Here is a 25,170-nt window from a genome sequence, read left to right as displayed (position 1 = left end):
CTAGTCTTTTCCAATACCGTTTTTCTATATTTTGATATAAGGAACAACTATGACTAGTCTTACACATCAAACAAAAAAGCACGATTCACTCGTGCTCATTTCTTTAATCGACATAAGTATCTTCGTTTTTATTGAGGAAGGCGTAAGGCAAGCCCATCAAGAGACCTCCTCCGATAAAGTTTCCGACAAAGGTTACACCCCAGTGACGAAGAATATTAGGTATGTCAAAGTTAGCAATTGAATCTGCTGCAACACTGAACTTAACAATCGCAAAAGAAGCAAAGTTCGCAGCAATGTGTTCGTTTGTTAAGAATACAAACATGTAAATTGCTGATAAGACAAGCCAAAGTTTAGCCCCACCATCTTTCACCAAAACAAAGGAGAGAATGGCAATGTTTACAAAGACGTTTGCTAAAATACCTTCAAGTAAGACTAATTCATTGGAACGGCCTAATTTCATCTCAACAACTCCTGAAATGAAGCTGTCATGTGTCAGATTTGCGTAGGCTGCTGAGTGAGCAAATCCCCAACCTGCTATCAAAGCTCCTATGATATTGAACAAGGTACAGTAAAGTAAAATCTCAGCTGTTTTTCTCCAAGAGATTTTTTTCAAGAAACTACCAGCAGTCAAAAACATCATGTTGGAAGTTACCAACTCAGCATTTAAGAAAACAATGTAAGCCAATCCCCAAGCAAAAACGAATGGGAAAAGAAAACGTCCACTACCTGGAGCGATCTTATTAATCAAGTCAGCCCCAACTGCACCTGCAGCCGTACTAAATGTAAGAAAGGCACCTGCAAACATGGAACGAATCGCATACTTGAATTTGCTTTGGCTATAAAGACCTTCTTTCTTCTTGCAAGCAAATTCAATCTTTGAGATAAATTCTGAAGAGACCATAAAAAACTCCTAAAACTTTTATTTGTGAATATTATAACATAAAGCACGCATTTTGAAAAGCCTTTCTTGTATACGTTTTCTACAAAGAAAATCAAGGCATTGGGGGAATTCCATAAATCTCTCCTTTACCCATTAACAGAAAAACATTTCAATGTTTCAAATTGATCATCCCAAAATTCAAACTCAAATGGGTGCCAGTCATCGAAGGTTTGCTCACAATAACTAACTGTTCCTTGATTGTAGTCAATGATAGGTTTCCCCAGCTTGTTCTTCACATCTTCCTCGCTGACTTCTCCATACATTTCCTTAAGATCAGCTAGCATGAAGTTGATAATTCTATTGAGATTTTCCTGATAATTTTTTGATAACAGTTCAACTTTATCTATAAAGTCACAATCAGGCTCTTCGTCCCAAACAAAGGTCACTCCCTCATGTTCATAAGTGTATTGCTGTAAACTCTCATCAAAATTCATTGTTCACTCTCCAAATCATTATCATTTACTAAAAATTTAGTAACATTAATCAAAATGTTCAAATAATTTCATAAAAATGTCTTCCACACACGCGTACGATAAAATAACAACACTTGCAATGATTAGAAGATATCATCATAATGTTCACTCGCTTGTTGCACAAACTCGAAAATATTCAAAGATATGGGTTTCATTTCCAGTGAACCTAATGCCCCCAAATCATTCATATAAATAGTGTCGTCAGAATCTTTCTTTATAAAAAAAGCGACATCCCCCTCTTGCCCAATCAGGAAAAAATCAGGTTCCCACTCTTCTATTTGGTAGGTGGAGTTTCTTTCTAGCAAATCTAACCTCGAATATAAGGTGATACCTGTATTCTCTATTACAAACTCTCCTACCTTGTCAATTTTACTCAAGAATTCTGCGTATAGGTTTGGAAGTACCAAGTCAATCTGATTATTCATTCTCAACTCCTCATCTATTTTTCCTACTGCGAAAGTCCTATATCTCATCTTCACTTAGTTCTCTAAAATGTGAAATATGATATCCAAAATAAGACTTCCCCTATTTTCCTATGAAGATTCCGTGTCCAGCCATATTGGCAATTTCTCCCAAGAATATCACAGGAAGATCCTTGTCAAATGGAAAACTACTTGTTATGTCTTCTTTGAGCGTAACTAAAGACTTTTCTCTTAACTGACTCATTATCTATCCTCTCTTATACTAGACATCCTTCGGTTTATTACAATAAATCTTTCAACCTACTGACCAGTTTCCTTTCACATTGAAAAGATACCATTAAAGTTGAATGTTCATCTTGCGAGTATCATACATTATCAAATTTTATAGTTTTCAATTTCTTCTCTACTCATGCCTACAAGTTCTGTCGTCCACAAGCCCACAATGTCCGACAAGACTGAATCGCAGGTATACTCTTCTTCACCGTCTATATACTTACAGGAAAAGACAGGCTCCCTTGTCGCCGCTTGATAAAATGCCATGGCTACTTCTTCTAGTTTTTCAGGATTGAAATCAAGTGATAGATTTTGCGCCATATCTCTTCGTACTTGATCCCAATTCTCCTGCTTAGCCTGATAACTTTCTCGAATTTTAGACACATAGCCCCTACAAAATGCTTTCAATAAGTCTGTGTTCTGATAAAGATACCGACAGCTAAAATCCGAAATACAACCTGCGTGAAGTAGGAATGTCAGTAAGTCATCCAGACTTTCTGCTACTCTCCCCACTTGGCCCTCACTTCCGATAAAGCCTATGCTGTTATCTTCGAGAAAAACATATTCTCCCCCACTACCGTCTTGAGCAAAAGCCTTACAGGCAAGAGAGTATTCCTCATTGTTCCCTGAAAACTGGACTTCACTTATCTTGTCATAAAAATAAATATCACATTCAGTCATCAGTAAGGTCCTTAACTGTTCATTTTCTCTGACTTCTTGTAGCTTATCCATGATCATTCCTTTCTTAAACTAAACACTTATCCATCTATTACAATTCTAATATGGTAGTTTTTAGTTTCATTCTTTAGATTCTTCACAAGGAGATCATTCTGTTTTGATTTGCCACAGAAAAACGATAGGGGCTTTCTGTCTTTCTGTTCAATACACACATGATACCTTGCCCCATTCAATTTGACACTTCGAATATATTTGACTTCAATCCTTCTGATGTTATTCAGCGGAATGATTCTCTTCACAAATACAAAAGCATTGTGAATATAAAATCTCCCATTGGCAATGTGAAACGGGGCAAAAAAATCACCACCACTACGACGGACAATTATAAAACGTCGCCAAAAGATTAGTAAAAGAATAGAGGCTAATAAGTAAAAGGCAAAACTAAAAACAGGACTTTCCCACAACGTTTTCATACCAATCCAAAAATATTCGAACATGCATTATTCTCCTTTGACTGACGGTTCTATTTGACAAAAACCAGTGAAAAATACAATTCACTGGTTTTTGAGGTTAATAACGTTGTTTGTATGGTTTATTGAAGGCACTAAGGATATCATCAGATGTTTCAGAATAAGCTTTAACTTCTTTAAAATCACCTTTAACAATAATCCGCTCTGTCGCATCATAGTCGACACAGGTCACCAATGTGATTTCTTTGATACCATCACGGTCTTCAATTTCATCAACGCGATCAGGCGTTACGTGCTTCACCTCACGAATCTCATAGGTGTATACTTTATCTTTATCAGTCAGATAGATTTTCATCCCCGCTTTGGCATTGACCAAAGGCGAAAAGAGCATCTGACTCGCATTTTCAGCAGTAAAGATATGGTGGCTGGCTAGAGAATAGTTGCCTTCCCCCATTTTCTGATTTGCTTTCATGGTCCCTGCTCCGTAGAACAAGTTTACATTATCCAAACCTTTAAAAATAGGCAGGTTAATCTCTACTTCAGGAATGGCAATTCCTCCGATAACTGGAAGTTGCTGAGCATCCCACTGGGCGGCTAATACCGCTTCCGATGAAATAGATTTGACAGAATCAAAATCGAAATTTCCCTCTGTCTCTTTATTCTCTTCAATCTTTTCCTTAGTGACCTGACTGACTTGATATTTATTAGTATTCCAAACCATAAACATGTTTCGAATCGTTGAATTAAAAATCAAGACCAAGGACAAGAGGATGAGAAAGACTGCTAGGATATTGGTCAGCAGGTTCCTACGTTTCTTTTTACTATTTTTTTCAGACATTATACTTCACTCTCTGTTTCAATTTCAGTCCCAACTTCTTCTTTTTCTGCCGCGGCAACCGTTGTAAAGGTCACAATCTTAGCATCCTGATCCAGACGCATCACCTTAACTCCCATAGTTGAGCGTCCTGTTTGTGAAATATTGGCAACATTTGTTCGAATCATGACACCTGTATCGGTGATAATCATCAGGTCTTCATCACCTTTAACAGTGAGGAGACCTGCAAGAGGACCATTTTTCTCAGCAACATTGGCTGTTTTCATCCCTTTACCACCACGGCCTTTAGTAGGATATTCTGTAGCTAGGGTACGTTTACCGTATCCTTTTTCAGTGATGATAAGGACCTCGTCCTGGTCAGTGATGACACTAGCACCAACTACAGTATCTCCTTCACGAAGGTTAACTCCTCGGACACCTGTGGCAATTCGACTCATTCCACGAACAGCTGACTGATTAAAACGAACAGCATAACCAAACTTGGTACCAATGATAATATCCGTGTCTTCTTCTGTCAGCAAGACATTAATTAGTTCATCTTCATCCTTGAGATTCAAGGCCTTCAGCCCATTTTGACGAATATTAGCGAACTCTTTGACACTGGTTCTCTTCACAATACCGTGACGAGTTGTAAAGAAGAGATAGGCATCATCACTACGTTCAGACTCAACATTGATAATGGTCTGAATGCTTTCACCCTCGTCCAACTTCAAAAGATTGACAACTGGCAAGCCCTTGGCTGTACGACCATATTCAGGAATTTCATAACCTTTCAGTCGATATACGCGCCCTTTATTCGTAAAGAAGAGCAAATGATCATGGGTGCTGGTTGAAACCAACTCACGCACAAAGTCATCATCCTTAACTCCCGTACCTTGGACTCCACGCCCACCTCGTTTTTGGGCAGTGAACTCACCTTGGTCCAGACGTTTGATGTATCCCTTGTTAGAGAGAGTAATCAAGACATCCGTTTCTTCAATCAAATCTTCATCTTCAAGAGTTAAGACTTCTCCGATCATCAACTCTGTACGACGCTTGTCGCCAAACTTGCGTTTGACTTCGTCCAATTCTTCTTTGATAATTTGCGCCACACGCTCAGGTTTGGCAAGAATATCAGCCAAATCTGCAATCAAGGCAATCAATTCATCATATTCAGACTGAATCTTATCACGTTCCAATCCTGTCAAACGACGAAGACGCATATCAAGGATTGCCTGACTTTGACGTTCAGAAAGCTTAAACTTGCTCATCAACTCAGCTTGCGCTTCCGCATCCGTTTCACTAGCACGGATAATACGAATCACTTCATCGATATGGTCTAGTGCAATTAAAAGACCTTCTAAGATGTGCGCACGCGCTTCTGCTTTTTCCTTGTCAAAACGAGTACGGCGAACAACCACTTCTTTTTGGTGCTCGATATAAGCATCCAAGATTTGACGAAGGGACAAGATTTTTGGCACGCCATTTTGAATCGCCAGCATGTTGAAACCAAAATTGGTTTGCATCTGGGTCATCTTGAAGAGATTGTTAAGGATAACGTTGGCAGATGCGTCGCGCTTGACCTCTATCACAAAGCGAACCCCTTCACGGTTGGACTCATCACGTACGGCTGTAATGCCCTCAAGGCGTTTTTCCTGAACCAAACGAACAATATGTTCATGCACCTTGGTTTTATTGACCATGTAAGGGAATTCCGTTACAACAATCCGTTCGCGACCCGTCTTAGTGGTTTCAATCTCTGTACGAGAACGAAGGACAATGGAACCTTTACCAGTCTCATAGGCCTTATGAATCCCTGATTTCCCCATAACAAGAGCACCAGTTGGAAAATCTGGACCAGGCAAGACTTCCATCAAGTCCTTAGTCGTCACTTCAGGATTATCCATAACCAACTTCACTGCATCAATGGTCTCTCCTAAGTTGTGAGGTGGAATATTGGTAGCCATCCCTACGGCAATCCCAGTTGCCCCATTGACCAAAAGGTTTGGAAAACGAGCTGGCAAGACCAAGGGCTCACGTTCGTTAGCATCGTAGTTGTCTACGAAATCAACGGTGTTTTTATTGATATCACGAAGCATTTCAAGAGCAATCTTGCTCATACGTGCCTCAGTGTACCGCTGCGCGGCAGCACCGTCTCCATCCATAGAACCAAAGTTTCCATGCCCATCCACAAGCATGTAACGGTAGCTCCACCACTGAGCCATACGAACCATGGCTTCGTAAATTGAGGAATCTCCGTGCGGGTGGTATTTACCCATAACATCCCCTGTAATACGGGCTGATTTTTTATGAGGTTTGTCTGGAGTAACACCTAATTCATTCATTCCGTAAAGAATACGGCGGTGAACAGGCTTCAAGCCATCTCGAACATCAGGAAGGGCCCGCGCTACGATAACACTCATGGCGTAATCGATAAAGCTGGTCTTCATCTCCTTTGTCAGATTGACATTCACTAAATTTTTATCCTGCATTAATAAATGCCTCATTTCACTATTAGTAATTAGATATATTATACCATAAAATGTCCTTTATTTCAGGCTTCCGAAACTACTAAAACGTTTACATCAATAACCGAATAGAATATTCGTGACAAAGCTTTTTAAAAGTGATAGAATGAAAGTGTCTGGGGATTCCCCTAAAAAAAATGAAGGAGATGTTTAGATAATGACTTCAACTAAACAACACAAAAAAGTGATCCTTGTTGGTGACGGTGCCGTAGGTTCATCTTACGCTTTCGCACTTGTTAACCAAGGAATTGCACAAGAGCTTGGAATTATCGAAATTCCACAATTACACGAAAAAGCTGTTGGTGATGCGCTTGACCTTAGCCACGCCCTTGCCTTCACTTCACCTAAAAAAATCTACGCTGCACAATACTCTGACTGTGCAGACGCTGACCTTGTTGTTATCACTGCAGGTGCTCCTCAAAAACCAGGTGAAACTCGTCTTGACCTTGTAGGTAAAAACTTAGCTATCAACAAATCAATCGTAACACAAGTTGTTGAATCAGGTTTTGATGGTATTTTCCTTGTTGCGGCTAACCCAGTTGACGTTTTGACTTACTCAACTTGGAAATTCTCTGGATTCCCTAAAGAACGCGTTATCGGTTCAGGTACTTCACTTGACTCAGCTCGTTTCCGTCAAGCACTTGCTGAAAAATTGGATGTTGATGCTCGTTCAGTTCACGCCTACATCATGGGTGAACACGGAGATTCTGAATTTGCCGTTTGGTCACACGCCAACATCGCTGGTGTAAACCTTGAAGAATTCCTTAAAGACACTCAAAACGTTCAAGAAGCTGAATTGATTGAATTGTTCGAAGGTGTTCGTGATGCTGCTTACACAATCATCAACAAAAAAGGAGCTACATACTACGGTATCGCCGTAGCACTTGCTCGTATCACAAAAGCAATTCTTGATGACGAAAATGCAGTACTTCCACTTTCTGTATTCCAAGAAGGTCAATACGGTGTTAAAAACGTCTTTATCGGTCAACCAGCTGTTGTTGGTGCACACGGTATCGTTCGTCCAGTAAACATCCCATTGAACGATGCGGAAACTCAAAAAATGCAAGCATCTGCTAAAGAATTGCAAGCAATCATTGATGAAGCATGGAAAAACCCTGATTTCCAAGCAGCTTCTAAAAACTAATTAAAAGAAGGTTCTCATTTCATGGGAGCCTTTTTCTTTTTGCACAGAACGATAAAATCATATTTTCCAAAACAAAAAAGCCTATCAACCAAGCAATGAAGCTTGATACAATAGGCTTTTTCTAAATTCATTATTTAACAGCGTCTTTAAGAGCTTTACCAGCTTTGAATGCTGGAACTTTAGAAGCTGCGATTTTGATTTCTTTACCAGTTTGTGGGTTGCGACCTTTACGTGCAGCACGCTCACGAACTTCAAAGTTACCAAAACCGATCAATTGAACTTTTTCACCAGCTGCAAGGTATTCAGTTACTGCTGCAAATACAGCATCAACTGCTGCTGCTGAATCTTTCTTAGTCAATTCTGTAGCTTCTGCTACTTTAGCGATCAAATCTTGTTTGTTTGCCATGTTAATAATTCCTCCAAATAATTTCTAATTAACAAATATAATCATATCCTAAAATTGCCCACAGGTCAAGTCAAAAACGCTATTTCTAACGATTTTTCTCTATTTTTTTAGGAATGATATCGAACCAAGATGGCCCACGCATTTTCACCTGTGTGGGTTTGAATGATGGAGCCTGTTTCCAGTACTGAGATTGGTTTTTCGACATAAGTTTGTAAAACATTCTTCATCTCATTGGCCCATTCATTGGTACCAGCGTAGGAAATTCCAATCTCTGCAACCGATTTATGAGAAAGGGTCTCGACCAACTCGTCAAGCCATTTTTTAAATGTCTTAGCACCGCGCCCTTTTACAATAGGTTGCAGTTCGTGGTTTTTCATCTGCATTACTACACGAATATTTAACAGAGAACTGATCAAGCCTGTCACACGCCCAATACGACCACCTTTGACTAAATTTTCCAAAGTCGAAACACCGATATAAAGTTCAGTATGATTTTTCACATCTTCCACACGTGCCAAGATAGTTTCTAAATCTTTGCCTTCTTGGGCAAGTTTAGCAGCTTCAACAACTTGAAACTTCATCGCCTGATCTGTAAAAGAACTATCAATAACGATCACATCAGCGCTAGAGAGGCTTGCTCCTTGGCGAGCAGCTTCAACAGTTCCAGACAAAGCATGGGACATGTGAATAGCGAGTATCTGACTGCCGTCTTTACCTAGTTCTTCAAAAACTTCAGCAAATACTCCCACTGGAGGCTGACTGGTTTTGGGTAGGTTTTTACTTTGCTGCATAAGATGAAGGAATTCTCCCTCTTTCAAATCTGCATCAGAATAAAGGATACCATCAATCATCACAGATAAAGGAACAACGGTGATATTTAATTCTTTAACCACTTCTGGTTCAATAGTAACAGAGGAATCCGTTACAATTTTTACTTGTGTCATATCTTCAATCTTTCTATTCTTCTCAATAAGATAGGGATTTATCACCTTTATTATATCAAAAAATTGTTAAAAAATCATAATGAATCCAATGAAAAAGCTTGGAATTTTGGTATAATCTATCTATAGAAAAGCGAGGGAGAATCATGATCCGAAAAGTTCAGCCTATTGTCACTATCATACTTGGGGCAGCTATTTATGCCTTTGGTCTCACCTATTTTGTAGTTCCTCATCATTTGTTTGAAGGCGGAGCAACTGGTATCACATTGATTACCTTCTATCTCTTTAAAATTCCTGTCTCAGTGATGAATCTCTTGATTAACATCCCTCTCTTTATCTTGGCCTGGAAGATTTTTGGTCCTAAAACGCTCTACTCCAGCCTTTTGGGAACCATTTCCCTCTCGATCTGGCTTGCTGTCTTTGAACGAATTCCTTTACAATTTGACTTGCAAGGTGATCTCATTATTGTCTCTTTAGTTTCTGGTGTTTTACTGGGAGTTGGTTTAGGAATTATCTTTAATGCTGGTGGTACAACAGGTGGATCAGATATTGTTGCTCGCATCCTCAACAAATACACCAATATCTCAATTGGAAAATTGCTTTTCTCGCTTGATTTCATTATTCTAATGTTGATTTTGATTATCTTCCAAGATTTGCGCCTAGTGACTTATACCCTCTTATTTGACTTTATCATCGCTCGTGTTATCGACCTGATCGGTGAAGGAGGTTATGCTGGTAAAGGATTTATGATTATAACTCAATTTCCAGATCGGTTAGCCGAAAAAATTAACGATGAACTCGGACGCGGCGTAACCTTTATATCTGGTCAAGGTTACTACAGCAAAAAGGATTTAAAAATTATCTACTGTATCGTCGGTCGAAATGAAATCGTTAAAATGAAGGATTTGATTCACCAAGTCGATCCTCAAGCCTTTATCACCATCACAGAGGCTCATGAAATTCTGGGGGAAGGATTTACTTATGTAAAAGATTAAAAAAGCTGGGAATTCCCAGCTTTTATTCTTCTTCAGAAAGTGTAGAGTGACGATAGCCATAAGTAAAGTAAATCACTAGTCCAACCAACAAAGCAAGTCCAAAGGCAATCCATGTTTCCTTGGTATACTGAAGCATAAAGGAAAGACAGATAAGAATGGAAAGGACTGGCAAAAGCGGCACTAAAGGAGTTTTGAATTCTCCTTCTTTTGGCATGCCCTTATCCTTTCTGAGCTTGATAATACCGTAGGCAAGCAAAATGAGATAAGCTAGCGTACAGATATTTAAAAAGGCAGCGATACTGGCTAGCGGAAAGACTCCTGCTGCAATGGCTGAAGCAACTCCTGTTAAGATGGTCGCATTCTTTGGAACTCGGCTAGTTTTACTTAGCTGTTTAAAACTTCGAGGTAAAAGACCATCACGTGCTAAGCTGTAAATCATTCGAGACAGAGCGTAGGTCATGGAAATACATACGGTTATCAGGGTTAGAATGGCCACCAATGAAACGTAGTTGGCTGCCCAGCCAATTCCGATACTACGCAATGAAAAGGCCACTGCATCATCCACATTGAGTTGGCTATAGTGAACAATCCCAGTCAATACTATTGTTACCAAGGCATAGAGAATAGTGACAATTGTCAGAGAAAGCACAATTCCGCGAGGAATATTTTTTTGCGGACTTTGAATTTCATCAACTGCCATGGAAATTGACTCAAAACCGAGAAAACCGAAGAACATCAAAGAGGCTCCTGCCATAATCCCAGTACTTCCTCCATAAAACTGACCAAAACCAAAAGGAGCAAAATTCGACCAATTTTCAGGTTTGATATACCAAATACCAACTAGGATAAATAAGGCGAGAGCTGAGAATTTCAAGACCACTAAAAGCGAATTAAAGCGTAAGGCTGCCTTGGAATTTAATAAAACCAATCCTGTTACCAAAGCAAGCACCAAAATAGGTAAAAGGTCGATATAGGTGCCTTGTTCAGGGTTAAAAGTACCATTTAAGGCTTGGGGCATGGAAATACCATAATTACTGAGTAAGCCCTTAAAGTAAGCTGCCCAGCCAGACGCCACACCTGAAACAGCTGTCATAAATTCCATGATGGTCAACCAGCCAGCAATCCAGGCTGGCAATTCTCCTAAAATCGCATAGAGATAACTATAAGCGCCACCAGTAGCAGGCACACGAGAAGCAAATTCTGCAAAAAAGAGGGCTGATAGAGAAACACATAGGGCAGAAATCACGATGGAAACCACTAGTGATGGACCAGCTAGTGTAGCTGCCGCTGTTCCTGTAATGGTGAAAATCCCCGTCCCTACCATAGCACCGATTCCTAATAGAATCAAATCCCACAATTTCAAATGGCGATGCATCTCTGTCTGTCTCAGACTAACATCCTTGGTTCTAAAAATATTCATACTTCATCTCCACTAAATGTAATTGTTTTATTTTACCATATAAAAGCACTTTTGTGAATATTTATTAGGTTCTTTTTTGAAAAAAATCTGAACAGGAAGGATTCCTGTTCAGATTTTGCATATTCTTACCCAACAGACCCTTCCATTTCATAGCTAATCAAGCGGTTCAGCTCAACTGCGTATTCCATTGGAAGTTCTTTTGTGAAGGGTTCGACAAATCCCATGACAATCATCTCGGTTGCTTCAGATTCTGACAAACCACGACTCATGAGGTAGTAGAGTTGTTCCTCTGAAATCTTAGATACCTTGGCTTCGTGTTCCAAAGCAACTTGCGAGTTGTGAATTTCATTAAATGGAATAGTATCTGACGCTGATAAGTCATCCATGATAATGGTATCACACTCAATGTGAGAAACAGATTTCTTAGAGTTCTTGTTGAAGGTTACTTGTCCACGGTAGTCCACCTTTCCTCCGCCTTTAGCGATGGATTTAGACACGATAGACGAGCTTGTATGTGGAGCGTTGTGGATCATCTTAGCACCCGTATCTTGGTGTTGTCCTGCATTGGCAAAGGCGATAGAGAGCATGGTTCCACGCGCTCCTTCTCCATCTAGATAAACAGATGGGTATTTCATGGTTGTTTTGGCACCCAAGTTTCCATCAATCCACTCAACAGTAGCATCTTTCAAGGCTTTGGCACGTTTCGTTACCAAGTTATAGACATTATCAGACCAGTTCTGAATAGTCGTATAGCGCATATAAGCTCCGTCCAAGGCAAAGATTTCTACAATAGCAGCATGCAAGCTGTTGCTTGAATATGTTGGCGCAGTACATCCTTCTACGTAGTGGACACTTGCTCCCTCGTCAACAATAATCAAGGTACGTTCAAACTGACCAGTATTTTCGTTGTTGATACGGAAGTAAGTTTGAAGTGGAATATCTACTTTTACACCTTTTGGTACGTAGATAAAGGTTCCACCAGACCATACTGCCGAGTTGAGGGCTGCCAACTTGTTATCAGTCGGTGGTACCAACTTCGCAAAGTATTGTTTAAACAAATCTGGGTATTCCTTGAGGGCAGAATCTGTATCTGTAAAGATAATGCCTAACTTCTCAAATTCTTCTTTCATGTTATGATAAACCACTTCTGACTCGTACTGGGCAGAAGCTCCAGCTAGATAAGCACGTTCAGCTTCTGGAATCCCGATACGTTCAAAGGTTTCTTTGATCTTTTCAGGTACATCATCCCAAGAACGGGCTGGTTTATCAGATGGTTTTTGGTAATAGATCAAGTCATCAAAGTCAATCTCTGACAAGTCCGCTCCCCAAGTTTGCATAGGCATTTTCTTGAAGGTTTCATAAGATTTCAAACGGAATTCCAACATCCACTCTGGCTCACCCTTGGCAGCAGATAATTCACGAATAACACCTTCGTTGAGTCCTTTTCCTGTCGATAGGACAGGCTCTACATCATCATGGAAACCAAATTTATATTCACCAAGATCAATTGGTTTTGGTTCTACTCTTTCTTCAGCCATAATATCCTTTCTTTCATTATATATTTCTATGTTTCTTATTTATCTTCTTGATTTTCAATTGTCTTCTTAAGAGCGTTCCAAGCTAGGGTTGCACACTTTATCCGTTGCGGGAATTTGGCAACACCTGACAAGAAGGCACCATCCCCGAGTTGGTCTTGGCGGTCATCCTTTTGCCCCTGAACCATTTCAGAAAAGATGGTTGCAAGTTCTAGAATTTCTTGCTTGGTCTTCCCTAAAACTGCATCTGTCATCATGCTAGCAGAGGCAGTTGAGATGGTACAACCCGAGTTTAGAAAAGCAATATCCTCTAAACGATCCTCTGCATCAAACTTGACAGAGAGGTTGATGACATCCCCACAGGTTGGATTATTGAGGCTGATTTGCTCAGCATCTTCCAGCTTCCCTTGGTGATGTGGATTTTTCGAATGGTCTGCCACCACTGCCATATAAAGGCTATCTAGTTTAGAAAGTGCCATTGAAAAACTCCTTTGTCTTTTGTAAGGCATCGACTAGTTTGTCACAATCCGCCTTAGTATTGTAGATATAAAAACTTGCACGAGCTGTTGCAGGGACTTCCAAATACTGAAGCAAGGGTTGCGCACAGTGGTGACCTGCACGAACTGCTACTCCTTCATAATCCAGAGCCGTCGCAAGATCGTGAGGATGAAGATCTCCTAAGTTAAAGGCAATAACACCTGAACGTTGAGCCAAGTCCTGAGAACCATAAATAGTCAATCCTTCAATGGCCTGCAGTTTTGGAAATACGTATGAGATTAATTCCTGTTCATGAGCTTCAATCGCATCCATCCCAAGATTTTCAAGATAATCCACTGCGGCAGCAAGTCCAATAGCGCCTGCCATATTAGGCGTTCCAGCCTCAAATTTCCAAGGCAATTCCTTCCAACTAGCAGATTGCTCATAGACGAAATCAATCATCTCACCACCAAATTCAACTGGTGGCATTTGCTCCAGATACTCCTCTTTGCCGTAAAGCACACCGATGCCTGTAGGACCAGCCATCTTGTGACCTGAAAAGGCAAAGAAGTCCACATCCAAGTCCTGAACATCAATCTTCATATGAGGCGTAGATTGAGCACCATCCACTACCATGATAGCTCCAACTTGGTGGGCTAATTGAGTGATTTCCTTGATCGGATTGACCACACCAAGAACATTGGAGGCGTGAGCTAGGGAGACAAATTTGACTTTATCAGTCAATTTAGCGCGCAAGTCATCCATATCCAGAGCTCCGTCCTTGAGATAGACATAGACAAGCTCTGCCCCAGTCTTTCGACAAGCCTCCTGCCATGGAATGATATTGGAATGATGTTCCATTACTGAAATCAAGACCTGATCTCCTTCAGTGAGAATTTCCTCAGCAAAGCGTGCCACCCAGTTAAGACTGGTTGTCGTTCCTCTGGTAAAGAGAACTTCCTTTGTAGAGCCTGCATTGATAAACTTACGAATGGTTTCACGAGCAGCTTCATAAGAAGCTGTTGCTCGCTCCGCCAAGGTATGAACACCACGGTGAACATTGGCATTGTCCTGCTCATAGTAGCGGTTAATCGTTTCAAGAACTGCTAGTGGTTTTTGTGTCGTCGCAGCATTGTCCAGATAGACCAGAGGTTCATCGTTGACAATCTGGTCCAAAATTGGAAAATCCTTGCGAATCGCTTCTACATCTAACATAGGCTTCCCCTTAGCGTTTTGACAATTTTTCTTCGATAGTTGCAATCATTTCATCTCGAACTTCCTTGACCGGAATCTCAACGATAACGGATCCAAGGAAACCACGAACAACCAAGCGTTCTGCAGTTGCCTTATCCAAGCCACGGCTCATAAGGTAGTACATGTCTTCTGGATCTACCTGACCGATAGAGGCCGCGTGACCTGCAGTTACGTCATTTTCATCAATCAAAAGAATTGGGTTGGCATCTGAACGTGCTTGGTCTGAAAGCATGAGAACACGGCTCTCTTGTTGCGCATCTGCTCCCTTAGCACCCTTGATAATGTGGCCAATACCGTTGAAAGTCAAAGTTGCTTTTTCAAGAATAACCCCATGTTGGAGGATATTTCCGATAGAGTTGCAACCATAGTTGGTTACACGGGTATCAATCCCTTGCACCTGACGACCACTTGAAAGAGCTACGACTTTAAGGTCAGCATGGCTACCGTTACCAATCAAATCGCTATCAAAGTCCGCAACGACGTTTCCTTCATTCATAACACCGATTGCCCAGTCAATGCTTGCATCGTTGCCTAGTTTACCACGACGGCTAATGTAGGCAGTGACATTTTCACCTAGACGGTCAATAGCCGCAAACTTCACTTGCGCACCAGAACGAGCAATCACTTCAACTGTGATATTGGCAGTTGCTTTTGCACTACCTCCACCTCTTGACTCTAGACGTTCAAGATAACTAATCTTGCTGTTTTTACCAGCAATGATAAGGATATGCTTGTTAAATGGCACATCGCTATCGCTGTCTTGGTAGAAAATACCTTCAATTGGTTCTGTAATCTCAACATTATCAGGAATGTAGAGAACAGCACCACTGTTAAAGTAAGCTGTATGGTAGGCTGCTAACTTGTCATCATCATACTTAACAGATGACATAAAGAATTCCTCGATAAGCTCTGGAATTTCTTCTAAAGCTGAGTGGAAGTCTGTAAAGACAACCCCCTGTTCAGCTAACTCAACTGGAGTTTGCTCAAAAACAGTTTGCGTTCCTACTTGCACCAACTTCAAGTGGTTATCTAAAGCCGTGAAGTCAGGAACATTTGCTGAAGGTTCACTTTCCGTAATCGTTCCATCACCTAGATTCCAACGGTGAAATTTCACACGCTCAATAACTGGCAATTCCAAACTCTCAATCTTATCAAAAGCTTTTTGACGGAGGTCAGCCAACCAGCTTGGTTCAGCATGCATTTCTGAAAAAAGTTTAATAGTTTCTTTAGTCATTTACTTCTCCTAAAAGATACGAGGGAATTACAATTCTTCCTTGTAGTCGTAGCCAAGTTCTTCAGCTAGTTTTGCGTATCCTTCACGTTCCAAACGAGCAGCCAATTCTGGACCACCAGAAAGGACAACACGACCTTCCATCATCACGTGTACCACGTCTGGTGTGATGTAGTTCAAAAGACGTTGGTAGTGAGTGATAATCATAGCACCAAAACCTTCGCCACGCATAGCATTCACACCTTTCGATACGACTTTAAGAGCATCAATATCAAGACCTGAGTCAATCTCGTCCAAAAGGGCAAAAGTTGGTTCCAACATCAAGAGTTGAAGAATTTCATTCCGTTTTTTCTCACCACCAGAGAAACCTTCGTTGAGGTAGCGCTCAGCCATTTCTTCTTTCATGTTGAGCAATTCCATCTTCTCGTCTAGTTTAGTGATGAATTCACGAACTGAAATCTTTTCATCATCTTCTTTACCAGCATTCATGGCTGCACGAAGAAACTCAGCGTTGGTAATTCCAGGAATTTCAGATGGGTATTGCATAGCAAGGAAAAGTCCCATACGCGCACGCTCGTCCACTTCCAATTCAAGAATATTTACACCATCAAACAATACTTCACCTTTGGTAACTTCATAGTTAGGGTTCCCCATAATAGCTGCAGAAAGAGTCGATTTCCCAGTACCATTTGGTCCCATGATAGCTGCAATCTCTCCTGTTTTTAGAGTCAGATTGACTCCTTTCAAAATTTCTTTTCCTTCAATCTCAACGTGAAGATCTTTGATCTCTAATACTGACATGATAGTTCCTTTCTTTTTCAAACATTTTGCTCAATACTTTAGGAAATTGCTTACAATCCCTAAAAAATAGGACAAAAGGTCAATAAATATACTCTACTAGTATAACAAAAAAAAGCCCAAAAGGCTTTGATTTTGTCTAGAAGCTGGGGGCTAATCCTTGCGGTTTAGGTGCTGATCAATGGCGTCTACTATTTTTCCCATTACATAACTTAACCTAAAATTTCGAAAGAGTAAAATCGCCCAAAAAGCTGCCATAACGTAGCGACCAGTCATCAAAGATTCATTGAAAAAATAAGTCTCAGCAGCCGTGAATAATGCTATTATGATAAATTGTTGTCTAGTCATAGGGTTATTGTACCATGAAATCCACTTTTAGTCTTCTTCGACCATAACTTTATCAGCCAGAAATTCGAATCCTTCTGGAATCAAGCTCTCTTCTTCTACCTCTTGCTCAGCTTGAGAAGACTTGTTTTTAGCTGAAAATGCTGCTCGAACCTCTTTCCATTCCTCTAGGGAAATAGCCAGAATTTCAGGTGAAAATCCAGCTGCTTGGCTGAGAATATTGCCAAACATGGTATTTAGGTTATCCCGTTTCATGGTTTGCCCAGCATTGAAATTAGATTCAAAGGCTAAAATAGCATGGTGTTCGTTGGCCGCAACTGGCTGAGAACCAACGAGCAGAGCCTTATCCGGACCAGCTAAGCTTTCAATCACTTCTCCCCATGCATTCTGAAGGCGAATCAAGTTTTGCCGTGCCAAATCAGGATTTTCGACAGCTTCTTGCAGGATAGACTGAACTTTATTACGATCTACTCGATAGACTGTCTTGGAAGGGGCTGGACGACTAGGAACTGGCGCAACTTGTTTAGGAGCTGTGCCCACATTGGCAAGTTCTTGTTTGAGACTGGCGACTTCCTGTCTCAGTGCAGAAATTTCACTTTCAACAGCTCCTGAAAGCGCTGGCTCACGCTTAATCTCAGCTAAACGAATGGTCATCATCTCAGCATAAATCTTAGGTTGCAGGCTAGCTTTCATATCTTCCAAGCTTACTGTCGCTAGACGAATCATTTCAAAGAGACTTTCCTGAGATAAAGCTAGATTGTCCATAAAAACTGGACTATGATGAGTATTTTCACCACCTGTCTGAACAACCAGTAGATCACGCAAATACTGCAAGAGATCCGTCACAAAACGAGTCATGCTCTTGCCATTTTCAAACAAAAGATTCAAAGAATAAAGAGCTTTTGGAACATCCTGTTGAGACAAGGCAGCTACATAGTCATCAAGTGCTGATAGACTAATGGTACCTGTAATCTCCTCAGAGATGGCTGTGGTCAAAGCATTCCCTTGTGTCAAACTCAAGGCTTGATCCAGAATGGACAAGGCATCCCGCATCCCACCTTCAGCCCGTCTAGCGATAATTTCCACAGCCTCTGGTTCAGAACTGATATTCTCTTTTTGCAAAATTGTTTGGATATGCTCTTTAATATCTTGCGTTCTGATCGATTTAAACTCAAAACGTTGGACACGCGATAAAATAGTTGCAGGAATCTTGTGCAATTCAGTGGTCGCCAAGATAAAGACAACATTTTGAGTTGGTTCTTCTAAAGTCTTCAAAAGCGCATTAAAAGCTCCTGTAGACAACATATGAACCTCGTCAATAATGTAGACCTTATAGCGAGCCAAGCTAGGAGCATAGGTAGATTTATCGCGAATTTCTCGGATTTCATCAACTCCGTTATTCGAAGCGGCATCCATTTCGATAACATCTTCTAGGCTACCTTCTGTCACTGCCTGACAGATATAACAGTTATTGCATGGTTCACCGTCCACTTGATTGGGACAGTTCATGGCCTTGGCAAAAATCTTAGCTACACTGGTTTTCCCAGTTCCACGAGGACCTGAGAAAAGATAAGCATGACTAATCTTTTCCTGCTCGACTGCTTGTTTTAGGGTTTTAGCCACAACCTCTTGACCTACCAGTTGTGAAAAAGTTTGGCTTCTATATTTTCGATAAAGTGCTTGATACATTAGGCTTTCTCCTCAAACATCGTAAAGTCCCATTCTGTCTTCTCAAGCAAAATAGCGACAAATTGTTCCAAGTAATCGCGGTCAATGGCATTATAATCCTCAATAAGAGAAGAGTCCAAGTCTAAGACACCTAGCAATCGACCATTCTTGAGCATGGGAACTACGATTTCACTCTTGGCCTTACTATCGCAAGAAATGTAGTTTGGATAGGTGCTCACGTCCCCTACTAAAACAGTCTCTTGAAACTCAGCAGCTTCTCCACACACACCTTTTCCAAGTGGGATGCGAATGCAAGAAACACCACCCTGAAAAGGCCCTAAAACCAACTCGCTACCATCAAACAGATAAAAACCTGCAAATACAGTATTCGGAAAGCGAGATTTTAGGAGGGCACTAGCATTCGAAAGATTGGCAAGAACGTTGCTCTCACCCTCTAGTAAATAAGAGAGTTCCTCGTTTAACAATTGATATTGTGATTGTTTTTCTGAATCTAACATAGAACTATTATATCAAAAATGAGAAAGAGACAAAAGAAAAATCCCTTGTTTTAAACAAAGGATTTTGTGATTATCAATTTGATTAAAGTTCGATATCACCGAACAAGTCAGCCATTGAGAATCCTGTTTGTGTTTCTGGAAGTTCGAAATCACGTTTTTCTTGACGTTTTGGACGACGTGGACGAGCAGCGCGTTTTTCTTCTTTTTGTCCTTCTTCTTGAGCTGGACGTTCTTCAAGAGCTTTGATAGAAAGTGATACGCGTTCTGCGTCAGCGTTAACATCAAGGACTTTAACAGTAACTTCTTGACCAACAGTAAGAGCTTCTTTTGGATTTTCGATACGTTTGTGTGAAATTTGTGATACGTGAACAAGTCCATCGATACCTGGCAACACTTCAACAAATGCACCGAAGTCAGTCAAACGTTTAACTGTTCCTTCTACTACATCACCTTTAGCCAATTTTTGCTCAACGCCATCCCATGGTCCAGGTGTTGTTGCTTTAAGTGAAAGTGACACACGTCCTTCTTCTTCGTTAAGATCAAGGATCTTCACTTCGATTTCTTCACCAACAGTTACAACTGATTTAGGTGATACGTTACGTTCATGTGACAATTCAGTCAAGTGAACCAATCCATCAACACCACCAAGGTCGATGAAAGCACCAAAGCTAGTGATACGAGCAACTTTACCAGTTACGACATCACCAACAGCCAATTTACCGAATACTTCAGCACGAGCTGCTGCAGTTGCTGCTTCAACAACTTCACGACGTGAAAGGATGAAGCGGTTTTCTTTAGGATCAACTTCTTTGATTTTAGCATCAAATTCTTGACCTACGAAACGCTCAGTGTTACGTACGAAACGAGTATCCAACATTGAAGCTGGGATGAATCCACGAACACCTTCAAATTCTACTGAAAGTCCACCTTTAACGGCACGAGTTCCTTTAACAGTAACAACTTCTTCTTCGCGTCCTACAAGTTTGTCCCATGCTTTGCGAGCTTCAAGGCGTTTTTTAGATACAAGGTATGTAACTGTATCAGTATCTTTACCAACTACTTGACGAAGTACAAGAACATCCAATACTTCTCCTACTTTCACAAAGTCATTGATATCTGCATCGCGATCGTTTGTCAATTCGCGAAGAGTCAAGACACCTTCAACACCAGTTCCAGAGATTGCAACGTTAGCTTGAGTCGCATCAACTGTCAATACTTCAGCACTAACAACATCACCAGGCTCAACTTGGCTAACGCTATTTAGCAAATCTTCAAATTCATTCATCTAAAAAATCCTCCAACAATCAAGTCTTTTCCAAAACTTGACATACTTATAATTTTTTTCCTAAGCACCCGCAAGAACATGTTCGTATTGTTCACGTCTTTCAATATAAAAATAAAATACCCTAAGATATTTTTCTTTTTATCTTGAATTTATTACCTAAGAACTGGGGTAGCTGGATTCGAACCAACGCATGAGGGAGTCAAAGTCCCTTGCCTTACCGCTTGGCTATACCCCAATGATGAGATGGAGAGAGAGGGATTCGAACCCCCGAACCCGAAGGAGCGGATTTACAGTCCGCCGCGTTTAGCCTCTTCGCTATCTCTCCAATGCTTAACGAAAACTATTATATCATGAAATTTTCAAAAAAACAAGCATTATTTTGTTAAATTATAGTTTTCAATCAAAATTTCCACAGCTTTTTCAAGTTTTTTATAAAAACTATCGACATTTCCATTCTTTATGATGGCAAATTGACTATCTAATTCGGCAATTTCACCAATGACCTTTTTCCCGATTGTCAAAACGTAACCTTCATAACTGTCTTTTCCAACAGTCACTTTTGCATCAGTTAATTGGATTTCAATTTTCTTATCTTTTTTACTCATACTTTACCTCTCTTCACTTTTTCTATTGTACAAGAAAATGCTCAAACTAGCAAGAAAAAACTCCATTTCAGCGTTACAACTGCTATGGAGTTCTTCTTTACTTCATGTCTTTTAGTCCACTTTGACAATCCATCCCTCTGGTGCTTCTACATCACCAAATTGGATACCCGTCAATTCATCATAGAGTTTACGTGTAACAGGACCTACTTCTGTTTCACTATAGAAAACATGGAAATCATCGCCATGTTGGATACCTCCAATTGGCGAAATAACCGCTGCCGTACCACAAGCACCTGCCTCTACAAAACGATCTAAATTATCAATTGGGACATCGCCTTCGATCGGTGTCAAGCCCAAGCGATGCTCTGCCAGGTAAAGCAAAGAGTACTTGGTAATGGATGGCAAGATGGACGGACTCAATGGCGTAACAAATTCATTGTCTGCCGTGATTCCAAAGAAGTTGGCTGATCCGACTTCTTCAATCTTTGTATGTGTAGATGGGTCTAGGTAGATAACGTCTGAAAAGTTGCGAGACTTGGCCATTTTACCTGGAAGGAGACTAGCAGCATAGTTCCCACCTACCTTGGCCGCACCCGTACCATTTGGAGCTGCACGATCGTATTCATCCTGAATCAAGAAATTCGTTGGAACCAATCCACCTTTAAAGTAGTTACCAACTGGCATAGCAAAGATAGTAAAAATATACTCTTCTGCTGGTTTAACCCCGATGATATCTCCAACACCAATCAAAAGTGGACGAAGATAAAGGGTTCCACCTGTTCCGTATGGTGGTACGTACTCTTCATTTGCACGCACAACTGCTTTACAAGCTTCCACAAACATTTCTGTAGGTACTTGAGGCATCAAAAGACGGTCGCAGGTACGTTGCAAACGCTTGGCGTTTTCATCAGGACGGAAAAGTTGAATACTGCCATCCTTCGTACGATAGGCTTTCAATCCTTCAAATGCTTGCTGTCCATAGTGGAGACTTGGAGAAGACTCTGAAATATGCAAGGTTGCATCCTCTGTCAATTCTCCTTGATCCCATTGACCATTTTTATAATGAGCGATATAACGATAAGGTAATTTCATATAAGAAAATCCAAGATTTTCCCAATCAATTGCAACTGTCATGTGTTTCTCCTTTATACTATTCAAACTATGTGTTCTATTCTACACTTTTCTAGTAAAATTTCAAGTATTATTTGTAATTTTCTGAAAATTTTTTCAACATAAAGAAATCAGTCACTTGGACTGATTTCTTTATGAACTCGCTTTATCCTCTTTAAAGACTTCTTTGAGGTAAGCATCAAAAACTTCTTCATCTGAAATAGTGTCTGAGATAAAGCTTCCGTTGCTAGTACGTTCTGACAAGTTCAAATCTTGCAATCGGCTTTCATAGATTGTTCCCTTATTAGATAAGACAAGCAGCGTTTGGTCGTTTTCTTCCATTTCTGTACTAAAGAGATCACCAACGAAACCTTGCTCTGCAACTGCTCCTGCTAAGAAGACACGGTGCGGTTTGTTTTTCAACTCACGCAAGACTTGTAGACCTCGTTTGGCACGGCTGGTTGCTGGAATTTCCTCACAAGAAACACGTTTCAAGCTTCCACGTTGGGTCAAGAGGTAGAAGGATGAGGTGTTACAGATAAAGGCAGCCTGAAGTACATCATCTGCTTTCAGGTTCATAGCCTTGACACCCGCAGCCTTGGCACCAACAACCGGAACCTCTTCGATATTGAAACGAAGGGCGTAACCGTTTTGGCTAATCAAGAGTACATCATCTAGTTTAATCGGAGCCACTGCTACAATCTGGTCTGTCTCGTCTTTGAGCTTAGCATACTTGACAGACTTCGACTTGTAGGTCCGCCATGGAGTGAATTCTTTTCGTTCTACGCGCTTGATTTGACCAAGACGAGTTGCAGCAAAGTAGGTTGTAGCATCATCAAACTGATCCACGACTTCGACATAGAGAACTTCTTCATTGGTTTCAAAGTTTGTAATGGTCTGGCTCAAGTGCTCTCCGATGTCCTTCCAGCGAATATCTGCTAACTCATGGATTGGTCGATAAATGACATTTCCAAGAGTTGTAAACATCAAGAGGTGTTGGGTTGTCTTGGCAGATTGAACAAAGATTAAACGGTCATCATCACGCTTGCCAATTTCTTCCAGAGTGGATGCTGCAAAGGAACGTGGGCTGGTACGCTTGATATAACCTGCCTTAGTCACGCTGACATAGGTATCTTCCTCGGCAATCAAACTAGCTGTGTCAATCTCGATTACTTTTGCAGTATCTTCCAAAGTACTCAAACGTGGTGTCGCGAATTTCTTCTTGACCTCACGGAGTTCTTTCTTCATGAGATTGTACATAGTTCGTTCATCACCGATGATAGCAGCAAGCATGGCAATCTTTTCACGAAGTTCTGCTTCTTCTTCCTGCAAGACAACCACGTCTGTATTGGTCAAACGGTAAAGTTGCAAGGTAACGATGGCCTCAGCCTGTTCCTCAGTAAACTCATAGCTGACCTTGAGATTTTCTTTAGCGTCAGCCTTGTTCTCAGAAGCACGAATAAGAGCAATGACTTCGTCCAAAATCGAAATCACGCGAATCAAACCTTCAACGATATGGAGGCGTTTTTCAGCCTTTTCCTTGTCAAAGCGGGAACGAGCCAAAATCACTTCACGACGGTGGGCTATATAGCTAGATAAGATTGGGACGATCCCAACCTGACGAGGCGTAAAATTGTCAATCGCCACCATGTTAAAGTTGTAATTGATTTGTAGGTCAGTATATTTGAAGAGATAGTTAAGAACGAGATCGGTATTAGCATCTTTCTTGAGTTCGATAGCGATACGAAGACCTTCACGGTCAGACTCATCACGAACCTCAGCAATACCAGCCACCTTGTTATTGACACGAACATCATCGATTTTCTTGACCAGATTGGCCTTATTGATTTCATAAGGAATCTCAGTGATAACGATTTGCTCCTTACCGCCTTTTAGCTTTTCAATCTCCGTCTTAGAACGAACAACCACGCGCCCTTTCCCAGTTTCATAAGCCTTCTTGATTTCATCACGCCCTTGGATGATAGCTCCTGTAGGGAAGTCTGGTCCAGGCAAGAATTCCATGAGTTTATCAACCTTGGCAGTCGGATGGTCAATCATGTAAACTGTCGCATCGATAACCTCAGCCAAATTATGCGGTGGAATATCCGTAGCATATCCAGCCGAAATCCCAGTCGAACCATTGACTAAGAGGTTGGGAAAGGCTGCTGGCAAAACCGTCGGCTCTTTCTCGGTATCGTCAAAGTTCCAAGCAAAAGGAACTGTCTTTTTCTCGATATCCTGAAGAAGATAACCAGCAATCTCAGACAAGCGCGCCTCAGTATAACGCATCGCCGCAGGCGGATCACCATCCATGGAACCGTTATTACCATGCATTTCAACTAGAATCTCACGATTTTTCCAGTCCTGAGACATACGAACCATGGCATCATAGATAGAACTGTCGCCGTGGGGGTGGAAATTCCCCATGATGTTACCGACAGACTTAGCTGACTTACGGTAGCTCTTATCAAAGGTATTGCCATCTTTATTCATCGAATAAAGAATACGACGCTGAACCGGCTTCAAGCCATCACGAATGTCTGGCAAAGCCCGGTCTTGAATGATGTACTTGGAGTAGCGACCAAAGCGCTCTCCCATGATGTCCTCAAGGGACATGTTTTGAATGTTACTCATATAGGATACAAAGCCCGTAAAATGCAAAGTGAAAATAGGAAACTATTGCAGTGAGCGATGCTCACAAGAGAATTTATCTTTTTCACACAGCATTTAGGGCGTGTTCAACTCCTTTCAAAGAATGTAGAGTGGTTTTTATATTAAAATTGGTATTAAGAAAAATATTTTTAGATACTATTTAAGTCATTCACAAACACTTATTTAGA

Annotated in this window: 25 protein-coding genes and 2 tRNA genes; 2 read left to right on the top strand and 25 right to left on the bottom strand. The window is 40.9% G+C overall.

Going from position 1 to position 25,170, the window contains the following annotated elements:
- Positions 1-103 precede the first annotated feature (103 nt).
- From GOM48_RS04070 to gyrA, 8 genes are all read right to left on the bottom strand, one after another.
- Complete coding sequence (locus GOM48_RS04070) at positions 104-901, bottom strand: formate/nitrite transporter family protein (protein WP_125425682.1); 798 nt, start codon at positions 899-901, stop codon at positions 104-106.
- Between the two features lie 125 nt (positions 902-1,026).
- The gene (locus GOM48_RS04065) at positions 1,027-1,374 is read right to left on the bottom strand and encodes a hypothetical protein (RefSeq protein WP_235098518.1); all 348 of its coding nucleotides are present in this window, start codon (positions 1,372-1,374) and stop codon (positions 1,027-1,029) included.
- Positions 1,375-1,496: 122 nt separating this feature from the next.
- Positions 1,497-1,838 carry a hypothetical protein gene (locus GOM48_RS04060; protein ID WP_235098516.1) on the bottom strand — a complete coding sequence of 114 codons (342 nt, stop codon included), beginning with the start codon at positions 1,836-1,838 and terminating at the stop codon, positions 1,497-1,499.
- A 100-nt stretch (positions 1,839-1,938) separates the two neighbouring features.
- Positions 1,939-2,079 (bottom strand): hypothetical protein, encoded by a 141-nt coding sequence (locus tag GOM48_RS04055; protein ID WP_235098514.1) that lies wholly within the window; start codon positions 2,077-2,079, stop codon positions 1,939-1,941.
- Between the two features lie 131 nt (positions 2,080-2,210).
- Positions 2,211-2,840, bottom strand: coding sequence for a hypothetical protein (locus tag GOM48_RS04050; protein WP_235098512.1), 630 nt, complete (start codon positions 2,838-2,840; stop codon positions 2,211-2,213).
- A 26-nt stretch (positions 2,841-2,866) separates the two neighbouring features.
- Positions 2,867-3,283 carry a hypothetical protein gene (locus GOM48_RS04045; protein ID WP_235098510.1) on the bottom strand — a complete coding sequence of 139 codons (417 nt, stop codon included), beginning with the start codon at positions 3,281-3,283 and terminating at the stop codon, positions 2,867-2,869.
- A gap of 73 nt (positions 3,284-3,356) precedes the next feature.
- A complete protein-coding gene (locus GOM48_RS04040) occupies positions 3,357-4,094 on the bottom strand; it encodes a class A sortase (RefSeq protein ID WP_235098508.1) in 738 nt (245 codons plus the stop codon).
- Positions 4,094-6,562, bottom strand: a complete 2,469-nt coding sequence (gene gyrA / locus GOM48_RS04035; RefSeq protein WP_235098506.1) for a DNA gyrase subunit A — start codon at positions 6,560-6,562, stop codon at positions 4,094-4,096. Before gyrA ends, GOM48_RS04040 begins: the two co-directional genes overlap by 1 nt.
- 193 nt (positions 6,563-6,755) lie before the next feature.
- Here gyrA and GOM48_RS04030 point away from each other — a divergent pair, with 193 nt between their 5' ends.
- Positions 6,756-7,742 carry an L-lactate dehydrogenase gene (locus GOM48_RS04030; protein ID WP_000204721.1) on the top strand — a complete coding sequence of 329 codons (987 nt, stop codon included), beginning with the start codon at positions 6,756-6,758 and terminating at the stop codon, positions 7,740-7,742.
- 130 nt (positions 7,743-7,872) lie between these two features.
- On the opposite strand, the gene GOM48_RS04025 is transcribed toward GOM48_RS04030, so the two are convergent.
- Positions 7,873-8,148, bottom strand: a complete 276-nt coding sequence (locus GOM48_RS04025) for an HU family DNA-binding protein (RefSeq protein WP_001284636.1) — start codon at positions 8,146-8,148, stop codon at positions 7,873-7,875.
- Between the two features lie 107 nt (positions 8,149-8,255).
- Positions 8,256-9,092, bottom strand: coding sequence for a DegV family protein (locus tag GOM48_RS04020; protein WP_000195450.1), 837 nt, complete (start codon positions 9,090-9,092; stop codon positions 8,256-8,258).
- A 143-nt stretch (positions 9,093-9,235) separates the two neighbouring features.
- Here GOM48_RS04020 and GOM48_RS04015 point away from each other — a divergent pair, with 143 nt between their 5' ends.
- Positions 9,236-10,084, top strand: coding sequence for a YitT family protein (locus GOM48_RS04015; protein ID WP_038805389.1), 849 nt, complete (start codon positions 9,236-9,238; stop codon positions 10,082-10,084).
- 22 nt (positions 10,085-10,106) lie between these two features.
- Here GOM48_RS04015 and GOM48_RS04010 read toward each other — a convergent pair whose 3' ends face one another.
- The 15 genes from GOM48_RS04010 to parC all read right to left on the bottom strand — a co-directional run bounded on the left by GOM48_RS04010 (position 10,107) and on the right by parC (position 24,964).
- Complete coding sequence (locus GOM48_RS04010) at positions 10,107-11,504, bottom strand: APC family permease (RefSeq protein ID WP_038805392.1); 1,398 nt, start codon at positions 11,502-11,504, stop codon at positions 10,107-10,109.
- A 125-nt stretch (positions 11,505-11,629) separates the two neighbouring features.
- Positions 11,630-13,042, bottom strand: coding sequence for a Fe-S cluster assembly protein SufB (gene sufB / locus GOM48_RS04005; protein WP_000797062.1), 1,413 nt, complete (start codon positions 13,040-13,042; stop codon positions 11,630-11,632).
- A gap of 35 nt (positions 13,043-13,077) precedes the next feature.
- The gene (sufU, locus tag GOM48_RS04000) at positions 13,078-13,518 is read right to left on the bottom strand and encodes a Fe-S cluster assembly sulfur transfer protein SufU (RefSeq protein ID WP_143989688.1); all 441 of its coding nucleotides are present in this window, start codon (positions 13,516-13,518) and stop codon (positions 13,078-13,080) included.
- The gene (locus GOM48_RS03995) at positions 13,505-14,731 is read right to left on the bottom strand and encodes a cysteine desulfurase (RefSeq protein WP_235098504.1); all 1,227 of its coding nucleotides are present in this window, start codon (positions 14,729-14,731) and stop codon (positions 13,505-13,507) included. The genes sufU and GOM48_RS03995 overlap by 14 nt, the downstream gene beginning before the upstream one ends.
- A 10-nt stretch (positions 14,732-14,741) precedes the next feature.
- Complete coding sequence (sufD, locus tag GOM48_RS03990; protein WP_125416834.1) at positions 14,742-16,004, bottom strand: Fe-S cluster assembly protein SufD; 1,263 nt, start codon at positions 16,002-16,004, stop codon at positions 14,742-14,744.
- A 27-nt stretch (positions 16,005-16,031) separates the two neighbouring features.
- Positions 16,032-16,802, bottom strand: a complete 771-nt coding sequence (sufC, locus tag GOM48_RS03985) for a Fe-S cluster assembly ATPase SufC (protein ID WP_000114489.1) — start codon at positions 16,800-16,802, stop codon at positions 16,032-16,034.
- A gap of 150 nt (positions 16,803-16,952) precedes the next feature.
- Positions 16,953-17,147, bottom strand: coding sequence for a DUF3272 family protein (locus GOM48_RS03980; protein WP_049536602.1), 195 nt, complete (start codon positions 17,145-17,147; stop codon positions 16,953-16,955).
- 27 nt (positions 17,148-17,174) lie between these two features.
- The gene (dnaX, locus tag GOM48_RS03975; protein ID WP_235098502.1) at positions 17,175-18,833 is read right to left on the bottom strand and encodes a DNA polymerase III subunit gamma/tau; all 1,659 of its coding nucleotides are present in this window, start codon (positions 18,831-18,833) and stop codon (positions 17,175-17,177) included.
- Positions 18,833-19,330, bottom strand: coding sequence for a GAF domain-containing protein (locus GOM48_RS03970; protein WP_125416830.1), 498 nt, complete (start codon positions 19,328-19,330; stop codon positions 18,833-18,835). Before GOM48_RS03970 ends, dnaX begins: the two co-directional genes overlap by 1 nt.
- An 82-nt stretch (positions 19,331-19,412) precedes the next feature.
- A complete protein-coding gene (rpsA, locus tag GOM48_RS03965) occupies positions 19,413-20,615 on the bottom strand; it encodes a 30S ribosomal protein S1 (protein WP_001001617.1) in 1,203 nt (400 codons plus the stop codon).
- Between the two features lie 163 nt (positions 20,616-20,778).
- Positions 20,779-20,850 (bottom strand) — tRNA-Gln (locus tag GOM48_RS03960).
- 9 nt (positions 20,851-20,859) lie between these two features.
- A tRNA-Tyr gene (locus tag GOM48_RS03955) sits at positions 20,860-20,940 on the bottom strand.
- A gap of 49 nt (positions 20,941-20,989) precedes the next feature.
- The gene (locus GOM48_RS03950; RefSeq protein ID WP_000037107.1) at positions 20,990-21,220 is read right to left on the bottom strand and encodes a DUF2969 domain-containing protein; all 231 of its coding nucleotides are present in this window, start codon (positions 21,218-21,220) and stop codon (positions 20,990-20,992) included.
- Between the two features lie 111 nt (positions 21,221-21,331).
- Positions 21,332-22,354 (bottom strand): branched-chain amino acid aminotransferase, encoded by a 1,023-nt coding sequence (locus tag GOM48_RS03945; protein WP_195594303.1) that lies wholly within the window; start codon positions 22,352-22,354, stop codon positions 21,332-21,334.
- A gap of 129 nt (positions 22,355-22,483) precedes the next feature.
- Entirely contained in the window at positions 22,484-24,964 is a 2,481-nt protein-coding gene (gene parC, locus GOM48_RS03940) for a DNA topoisomerase IV subunit A (RefSeq protein WP_235098500.1), read from the bottom strand.
- Positions 24,965-25,170: the final 206 nt, after the last annotated feature.

The sequence above is a fragment of the Streptococcus oralis genome (genome assembly GCF_021497885.1).
GTDB lineage: Bacteria > Bacillota > Bacilli > Lactobacillales > Streptococcaceae > Streptococcus > Streptococcus oralis_BQ.
This window is presented reverse-complemented; position numbering and strand designations above follow the sequence as displayed.

What these genes read in the sequence shown, in the direction of transcription:
- GOM48_RS04070 (WP_125425682.1), bottom strand. Translation starts at nt 901, where the DNA reads ATGGTCTCTTCAGAATTTATCTCAAAGATTGAATTTGCTTGCAAGAAG.
- GOM48_RS04065 (WP_235098518.1), bottom strand. Translation starts at nt 1,374, where the DNA reads ATGAATTTTGATGAGAGTTTACAGCAATACACTTATGAACATGAGGGA.
- GOM48_RS04060 (WP_235098516.1), bottom strand. Translation starts at nt 1,838, where the DNA reads ATGAATAATCAGATTGACTTGGTACTTCCAAACCTATACGCAGAATTC.
- GOM48_RS04055 (WP_235098514.1), bottom strand. Translation starts at nt 2,079, where the DNA reads ATGAGTCAGTTAAGAGAAAAGTCTTTAGTTACGCTCAAAGAAGACATA.
- GOM48_RS04050 (WP_235098512.1), bottom strand. Translation starts at nt 2,840, where the DNA reads ATGGATAAGCTACAAGAAGTCAGAGAAAATGAACAGTTAAGGACCTTA.
- GOM48_RS04045 (WP_235098510.1), bottom strand. Translation starts at nt 3,283, where the DNA reads ATGTTCGAATATTTTTGGATTGGTATGAAAACGTTGTGGGAAAGTCCT.
- GOM48_RS04040 (WP_235098508.1), bottom strand. Translation starts at nt 4,094, where the DNA reads ATGTCTGAAAAAAATAGTAAAAAGAAACGTAGGAACCTGCTGACCAAT.
- gyrA (WP_235098506.1), bottom strand. Translation starts at nt 6,562, where the DNA reads ATGCAGGATAAAAATTTAGTGAATGTCAATCTGACAAAGGAGATGAAG.
- GOM48_RS04030 (WP_000204721.1), top strand. Translation starts at nt 6,756, where the DNA reads ATGACTTCAACTAAACAACACAAAAAAGTGATCCTTGTTGGTGACGGT.
- GOM48_RS04025 (WP_001284636.1), bottom strand. Translation starts at nt 8,148, where the DNA reads ATGGCAAACAAACAAGATTTGATCGCTAAAGTAGCAGAAGCTACAGAA.
- GOM48_RS04020 (WP_000195450.1), bottom strand. Translation starts at nt 9,092, where the DNA reads ATGACACAAGTAAAAATTGTAACGGATTCCTCTGTTACTATTGAACCA.
- GOM48_RS04015 (WP_038805389.1), top strand. Translation starts at nt 9,236, where the DNA reads ATGATCCGAAAAGTTCAGCCTATTGTCACTATCATACTTGGGGCAGCT.
- GOM48_RS04010 (WP_038805392.1), bottom strand. Translation starts at nt 11,504, where the DNA reads ATGAATATTTTTAGAACCAAGGATGTTAGTCTGAGACAGACAGAGATG.
- sufB (WP_000797062.1), bottom strand. Translation starts at nt 13,042, where the DNA reads ATGGCTGAAGAAAGAGTAGAACCAAAACCAATTGATCTTGGTGAATAT.
- sufU (WP_143989688.1), bottom strand. Translation starts at nt 13,518, where the DNA reads ATGGCACTTTCTAAACTAGATAGCCTTTATATGGCAGTGGTGGCAGAC.
- GOM48_RS03995 (WP_235098504.1), bottom strand. Translation starts at nt 14,731, where the DNA reads ATGTTAGATGTAGAAGCGATTCGCAAGGATTTTCCAATTTTGGACCAG.
- sufD (WP_125416834.1), bottom strand. Translation starts at nt 16,004, where the DNA reads ATGACTAAAGAAACTATTAAACTTTTTTCAGAAATGCATGCTGAACCA.
- sufC (WP_000114489.1), bottom strand. Translation starts at nt 16,802, where the DNA reads ATGTCAGTATTAGAGATCAAAGATCTTCACGTTGAGATTGAAGGAAAA.
- GOM48_RS03980 (WP_049536602.1), bottom strand. Translation starts at nt 17,147, where the DNA reads ATGACTAGACAACAATTTATCATAATAGCATTATTCACGGCTGCTGAG.
- dnaX (WP_235098502.1), bottom strand. Translation starts at nt 18,833, where the DNA reads ATGTATCAAGCACTTTATCGAAAATATAGAAGCCAAACTTTTTCACAA.
- GOM48_RS03970 (WP_125416830.1), bottom strand. Translation starts at nt 19,330, where the DNA reads ATGTTAGATTCAGAAAAACAATCACAATATCAATTGTTAAACGAGGAA.
- rpsA (WP_001001617.1), bottom strand. Translation starts at nt 20,615, where the DNA reads ATGAATGAATTTGAAGATTTGCTAAATAGCGTTAGCCAAGTTGAGCCT.
- GOM48_RS03950 (WP_000037107.1), bottom strand. Translation starts at nt 21,220, where the DNA reads ATGAGTAAAAAAGATAAGAAAATTGAAATCCAATTAACTGATGCAAAA.
- GOM48_RS03945 (WP_195594303.1), bottom strand. Translation starts at nt 22,354, where the DNA reads ATGACAGTTGCAATTGATTGGGAAAATCTTGGATTTTCTTATATGAAA.
- parC (WP_235098500.1), bottom strand. Translation starts at nt 24,964, where the DNA reads ATGAGTAACATTCAAAACATGTCCCTTGAGGACATCATGGGAGAGCGC.